This is a genomic window from Falsiroseomonas sp. HC035 (assembly GCF_050563525.1).
Taxonomy (GTDB): Bacteria; Pseudomonadota; Alphaproteobacteria; order Acetobacterales; family Acetobacteraceae; genus Falsiroseomonas.
Genome location: NZ_JBNXUN010000030.1, coordinates 23,311 through 29,540, shown reverse-complemented (window position 1 = coordinate 29,540; position 6,230 = coordinate 23,311). Strand labels below are relative to the sequence as shown.

The following is a 6,230-nucleotide window of genomic DNA, read 5'->3' as shown; positions in this document are numbered from 1 at the left end:
CTCCCGCCCTCAAGAGCCAGTTCGCTCCGTCTCGTCGACGACCCGATCCGCCGCCTCCACCCGGGGAGTGCTGTAAATTTCGCCCCAGCCTCCCGGCTGCCCCCAGAAATTGACCCCGAGGGGTCGGGACCCGCGGTTGAGGCCAGCCGCCCGACCTGCGGACCCTGGTGATGGCGGTCCACGCCTTCGACAGGTCCTTCCACTTCCACGCACCAGAGACGTGAACAGCATCAACCGCCTGACCTCGATAGGAAGGCCTACACACGGCGCGACTGGGGCAGTGGATGGGCCCACCGGCGACAGCACTCATCCAAATGCCGGACCAGCGCTTTACCGCACGTTCTCTCCCCCCACATCAAACCGGCGACGCATAAGGCCATCGCCACTTGCAGCTTTTGGCCTGGAGGCGAAACCCAGCCATCAGGGACACTTGCCAACATGACGGGAGAGATCACGATGACCCGAACACATCAGGCGCGGCGTAAGGTTCTTGTCGCCGGCGCCATGACTGTCGGTGCCGCATTGACGTCCGCCGGCTTTGGCCTCCTCGCTCCGCTGCGCGCGCAGGGCCTTGCCCCGACGCGGACGATGCGGGGCGGCGACAACAACTATCGCCCTGGTGCACCGATCGTGAATCGCATCGGCAATGGGGGCTTCTGGCTGACCGGCACAGTTCGGCGCGCTGGCGATGGCGCTCCGCTGCCGCGCATTCGCATCCAGGTCTGGGCGCACACCACCGAGGGGCATGAACGTGACCCGCACAGCCACGGCGCGACGCTGACCGATGCGAATGGCGTGTTCAGGATGGAGATGCCCCAGATCGTGCCCGCCTTCGGCCAGGCGCACGGGCACCTCGCCTATGATGCGCAGTACGATGACAACGGCTTCGCGACGGTCTTCCTGCGCCCATTGATGCGGAGCGCCCGCGACACGAGCCTGAGCGCGGACTTCATCCTGCAACAGGCGTGATCGGTGTCAGGCGGGTGCGTTCAGCCCTGATCTGGACAGCCCTTGCGGTCGCCGTCGGCGTGCCGGTCGTAGTCGCGGCGACGAGTCCTCTGCTCGCATGGCGCGATCCGATCTACATCGTGGCTGGCTTGGCGGGGGTGGTTGCGCTGGCACTGCTCCTGATTCAACCCCTGCTCGCCGGTGGATACCTGCCGGGCCTGCGCGTGCGGCTCGGGCGGCGCCTGCACGCCTGGGTCGGGGCGGGGCTCGTGGCGGCGGTAGTGGTCCACGTCGCGGGGCTTTGGCTGACAAGCCCGCCGGACGTCGTCGATGCGCTCCTCTTCGATTCACCAACGCCATTTTCGGCATGGGGCGTGGTCGCAATGTGGGCGGTTTTCGCGACCGCACTCCTGGCCGTACTTCGAGGGCGACTGAGGCTGGCGGTTTGGCGCCTCTGTCACATGATCCTCGCCGTCGTCATCGTCGTGGGCACCGTCGTGCATGCGATGCTGATCGACGGAACGATGGGGATCGTATCGAAGGCAGCCCTGTGCGGACTGGTCACGGTGGCGGCAGCACGGGTGGTGCTCGATCCGCGCTTGCTTGCCGACATTCGCAGGATGGCAAGCCAGAGCGGCCGCCGCGCCAGGCGCACCGCGGTGATGAACGGTGCCAGTAGGGGCGACGGAGCCTGATCGAGGACTCCGGGCGAGTTCAGCGCAGCCACCGCCGGTTCCACCGGGCGTCGGCCTGATCGACGACTACCAGCGCTTGTTCGGGTCGTACGTGTCCGGGGCGGGTGCGCTCAGCCTGTCTCGTTCCCGGCGACACAAATCTTAACTGGAAACTTTGCAGTGTCCCAACATATGACGACCTCAGCTTCTTCCGAGGTTCGATGTCCTCTCCTGCCGTACAGCCGCACGCCGGCATCCCCATGGTTGCCCCGCGCAGAGCGGCGCCCTCCAGTCTGCTCCTGATCGGCCCGGTCCTGATTGGCCTGGCGCTGCTCGCCGCTGGCTGCGACGAAGCACCCTCCGGTGCAACCGCGGCGCCGGCCAGTCCGCCACCGCCGTCGGTCACGGTTGTGACGCTGCGGCAGCAGGAAATCCCCATTACCTCCATCCTGCCCGGACGGACGACACCCTTCCGTGTCGTCGAGATCCGGCCGCAGGTGGGCGGCCTGCTGCGCGACCGGCTGTTCACCGAAGGCGAGGCCGTCGCGGTCGGTCAGCCGCTGTTCCAGATCGACCCGGCCCCGTTTGAGGCCGCGGTCCGGCGGTCGCAGGCGGCCCTTGCGCGGGCCGAGGCGGCTGTCGGCGCCGCAACGGGCACTGTCAACCGCTACCGCACCCTGGCGCGTGCCCAGGCGGTCAGCCAGCAGAATCTGGAGAATGCCGAGGCGACGCTGCGGCAGGCCCAGGCCGACGTTGTCTCTGCCAGGGCTGCGCTGGATACGGCGCGGATCGACCTCGGCTACACCAGGGTGACCTCGCCCATCGCGGGGCGGACCGGCCGCGCCGGCATCACCACGGGCGCCTTGGTCACGGCGAGCCAGGATGAGGCCCTGGTCACGGTGGCACAGCTCGACCCGATCTACGTCGACCTGACCCAGCCCAGTGCCGCCCTGCTGCAACAGCGGCGCGACATCGCGGAGGGCGTGCTGCGCCGCCCCTCGGCGGATTTGGCCGTGGCCCGCCTGGTGCTCCAGGATGGCTCCGATTATCCCCATGCGGGCGAGATCCAGTTCTCCGAGGTCATCGTCGACCAGGGCACCGGCTCCGTCACCTTGCGCGCGGTGTTCCCCAACCCCGACCAGTTGCTGCTGCCTGGCATGTTCGTCCGCGCGCGCGTCGAGGAAGGCGTCACCAACCGGGCCTTGCTGGTGCCGCAGCGGGCGGTCTCCCGCACGCCGCGCGGCGAGCCCATGGCCTTCGTCGTGAATGGCGAGGGTGTCGTCGAACAGCGCGTTCTGCGCGCGAACCGGGCGGTCGGCCATGACTGGCTGGTGACAGGGGGGCTGAACCCCGGCGACCGCGTGGTGCTGGAAGGCTTCCAGCGAATCCGCGCCGGGTCGAGGGTCAACGCCACCGAAGGCAGCGTCACGGCGGCAGGGAGCTAGCGGCCGATGGCGCGCTTCTTCATCGACCGCCCGGTTTTCGCCTGGGTGATCGCGATCGGCATCATGCTGGCGGGGTTGCTTGCGTTGCGCAGCATGGCCGTGGCGCAATACCCGGCCATCGCCCCGCCCGCCATCAGCATCAATGTGAGCTATCCTGGCGCCTCGGCCGAGACGGTCCAGACCACGGTGGTGCAGGTCATCGAGCAGCAGCTCAGCGGCATCGACAATCTGCTGTATTTCGACTCGCAGGCCACCAAGGATGGCGCCGCGCGAATCCAGTTGACCTTCGCACCAGGCACCAACTCCGACACCGCCCAGGTGCAAGTACAGAACCGCGTCCAGCTTGCCTCGCCCCGCCTGCCGCAGACGGTGCAGCAGCAGGGCATCCGCGTGGTCAAATCCTCCGGCAATTTCCTGATGGTGGTGGGTTTCGTGTCGGTCGATGGCCGGATGGAACGGGCCGACATCTCCGACTTCCTAGTTGCCAACATCCAGGACCCGATCAGCCGCACCGCCGGCGTCGGCGACTACCAGGTGTTCGGCGCGCAATTCGCCATGCGCATCTGGCTGGACCCCGCCAGACTGGTCAATTACGGCATGACGCCGAGCGATGTCGCCGCCGCGGTGCGGGCCCAGAATGTGCAGATCTCCAGCGGCGAGATGGGCGCGCTGCCGGCGGCACCCGGCCAGCAGTTGAACGCAACCATCATCGGCCCCTCCTACCTCCAGACCACGGAGCAGTTTGGCGCCATCCTGCTGCGGGTGCAGCCGGATGGCGCGCAGGTGCGCCTGCGCGATGTCGCCCGTGTCGAGATCGGCAGCGAGAACTACGCCATCGACAGCCTGCTGGACGGAAAGCCCGCCAGCGGCATTGGCATCCGCCTCGCCAGCGGGGCCAATGCGCTCGACACCGCGGCGGCGGTCCGCGCCACCATCGACCAGCTGCGCCCGAGCATTCCAGCCGGGATCGAGATCGCCTATCTGCAGGACACCACGCCCTTCGTGCAGCGCTCCATCAGCAGCGTCATCCTCACCTTGATCGAGGCGGTGGTACTGGTGTTCGTGGTGATGTTCGTGTTTCTGCAGAACCTGCGCGCCACACTGATCCCGACCATGGCGATTCCGGTCGTGCTGCTGGGCACCTTCGCGGTGCTTCAGGTACTGGGGTTCAGCATCAACACCCTGACCATGTTCGGTCTGGTACTGGCCATCGGCCTGCTGGTCGATGATGCCATCGTTGTCGTCGAGAATGTCGAGCGGGTGATGGCGGAGGAGCATCTCTCGCCGCTGGAAGCCACGCGGAAATCCATGGACCAGATCACCGGCGCGCTGATCGGCATCGGCCTGGTGCTGTCGGCGGTGTTCCTGCCGATGGCCTTCTTCGGCGGATCAGTGGGTGTGATCTACCGGCAGTTTTCCGTCACCATCGCTACCGCGATGTCCTTGTCGGTGCTGGTCGCCGTCTTCTTCACCCCGGTTCTCTGCGTCGCCATGTTGAGGCCGCACAAGCCCGGCCTGGGCAAGCGCGGCGTGTTCGGCTGGTTCAATCGCGGCTTCGAGCGCATGACGCGCGGCTACGTTGGCAGCGTCGGAGCCAGCCTGCGACGGCCGGCCCGGATGCTGCTGATCTACGCCGTGCTGCTCGGCGTCCTCGGCTACGGCTTCCTGCGCCTGCCCGGCGGGTTTCTGCCGAATGAGGACCAGGGTATCGCCTTCGCGCAGGTCATCGCCCCACCTGGCGCCACCACCGACCGCACCCAGCATGCGCTGGACGAATTGGGCCGCTACCTGCGCGAGGAAGAGTCCGGGGTGGTCGACAGCCTGTTCGCCATCAACGGCTTCGCCTTCAGCGGCCGAGGGCAGAATGCCGGGCTCGGCTTTATCAGCCTGCGCGACTGGGATGAGCGGCCGGGACCGGAGAACAGCGTCCAGGCGCTGACGGCTCGGATCAATGCCCGCTTCTCCCGCTACCAGGACGCGATGATCTTCGCCGCCGCGCCACCCGCCGTGCGCGAATTGGGCAACGCCAGCGGATTCGCCTTCCAGCTCCTCGACCGCGGCGGGATGGGCCATGCGGCGCTGATGGCAGCGCGCGACCAGTTGCTGGGGCTGGCGGCTGCCAGTCCGGTGCTGACCGGGGTCAGGCCCAATGGCCTGAACGACGAGGCGCAGTTCCGCCTGGTGGTGGATTGGGAACGTGCCAGCGCGCTCGGTCTGTCGATTACCGAGGTGAATGCCACGCTGGCCACCGCCTGGGGTGCCACCTACGTCAACGACTTCATGGACCGGGGCCGCATCAAGCGCGTCTACATGCAGGGTCAGCCGGAGTCGCGCATGGTGCCCAGCGACCTCGACCAATGGTTCGTCCGCAACGCGACTGGGCAGATGGTGCCGTTCTCGGCCTTCGGCCGCACCGAATGGGTCTATGGCTCGCCGCGGCTCGAACGCTTCAACGGCACCGCCTCGCGCGAGATCCAGGGCCAGCCGGCGCCTGGTTTCACCACCGGCGCGGCAATGGCGGAGATGGAACGGCTGGCGGCGCAACTGCCCCCCGGCTTCGGCTTCGACTGGAGCGGCCTCTCATTCCAGGAGCGGCAATCCTCAGGCCAAGCCCCGGCGCTCTACGCCATTTCGCTGCTGGTGGTATTCCTGTGCCTGGCGGCGCTGTACGAAAGCTGGTCGATCCCGACCGCCGTCATGCTGGTGGTACCGCTCGGGGTGTTGGGCGCGGTCCTCGCCACCCTTTTCGCCGGCATGTCCAACGACGTGTTCTTCCAGGTCGGACTGCTGACGACCATCGGCCTGTCGGCCAAGAACGCCATCCTGATCGTCGAATTTGCGCGCGACGGCTACGACCGCGGCCTGTCGTTGATCGAAGCGGCGATGGAGGCGGCACGGCAGCGCCTTCGACCGATCATCATGACCTCGCTCGCCTTCACCCTCGGCGTGGTGCCCCTGGCAATCGCCTCCGGTGCCGGGTCCGGCGCGCAGAACGCGATTGGCACCGGCGTCATCGGCGGGGTGATCGCCGGGACGGTCCTCGCCGTGCTGTTTGTTCCCGTGTTCTTCGTGCTGGTGCTGCGTCTGTTTCGCACCCAGCGCGCGGTAGCCTTCACGAGCTCGGACCAGGCGGCCATTCCACGACCGGGCGCTGCGGAGTGAG

4 protein-coding genes are annotated in these 6,230 nt (G+C 67.5%); all 4 read left to right on the top strand.

Annotation, left to right across the window (positions count from 1 at the left end):
* Positions 1 to 438: 438 nt before the first annotated feature.
* The 4 genes from ACLF3G_RS27965 (at position 439) to ACLF3G_RS27950 (ending at position 6,229) form a co-directional block, all read left to right on the top strand.
* Entirely contained in the window at positions 439 to 969 is a 531-nt protein-coding gene (locus ACLF3G_RS27965) for a hypothetical protein (protein WP_430672661.1), read from the top strand.
* The gene (locus ACLF3G_RS27960; RefSeq protein WP_430672660.1) at positions 966 to 1,643 is read left to right on the top strand and encodes a ferric reductase-like transmembrane domain-containing protein; all 678 of its coding nucleotides are present in this window, start codon (positions 966 to 968) and stop codon (positions 1,641 to 1,643) included. Before ACLF3G_RS27965 ends, ACLF3G_RS27960 begins: the two co-directional genes overlap by 4 nt.
* Before the next feature lie 239 nt (positions 1,644 to 1,882).
* Positions 1,883 to 3,067: an efflux RND transporter periplasmic adaptor subunit gene (locus ACLF3G_RS27955; RefSeq protein WP_430672659.1), complete on the top strand. Its 1,185-nt coding sequence runs from the start codon at positions 1,883 to 1,885 to the stop codon at positions 3,065 to 3,067.
* A gap of 6 nt (positions 3,068 to 3,073) precedes the next feature.
* Positions 3,074 to 6,229: an efflux RND transporter permease subunit gene (locus ACLF3G_RS27950; RefSeq protein ID WP_430672658.1), complete on the top strand. Its 3,156-nt coding sequence runs from the start codon at positions 3,074 to 3,076 to the stop codon at positions 6,227 to 6,229.
* Position 6,230 lies beyond the last annotated feature (1 nt).

Coding starts and splice junctions, on each gene's coding strand:
- ACLF3G_RS27965 (WP_430672661.1), top strand. CDS start 439: ATGACGGGAGAGATCACGATGACCCGAACACATCAGGCGCGGCGTAAG.
- ACLF3G_RS27955 (WP_430672659.1), top strand. CDS start 1,883: ATGGTTGCCCCGCGCAGAGCGGCGCCCTCCAGTCTGCTCCTGATCGGC.
- ACLF3G_RS27950 (WP_430672658.1), top strand. CDS start 3,074: ATGGCGCGCTTCTTCATCGACCGCCCGGTTTTCGCCTGGGTGATCGCG.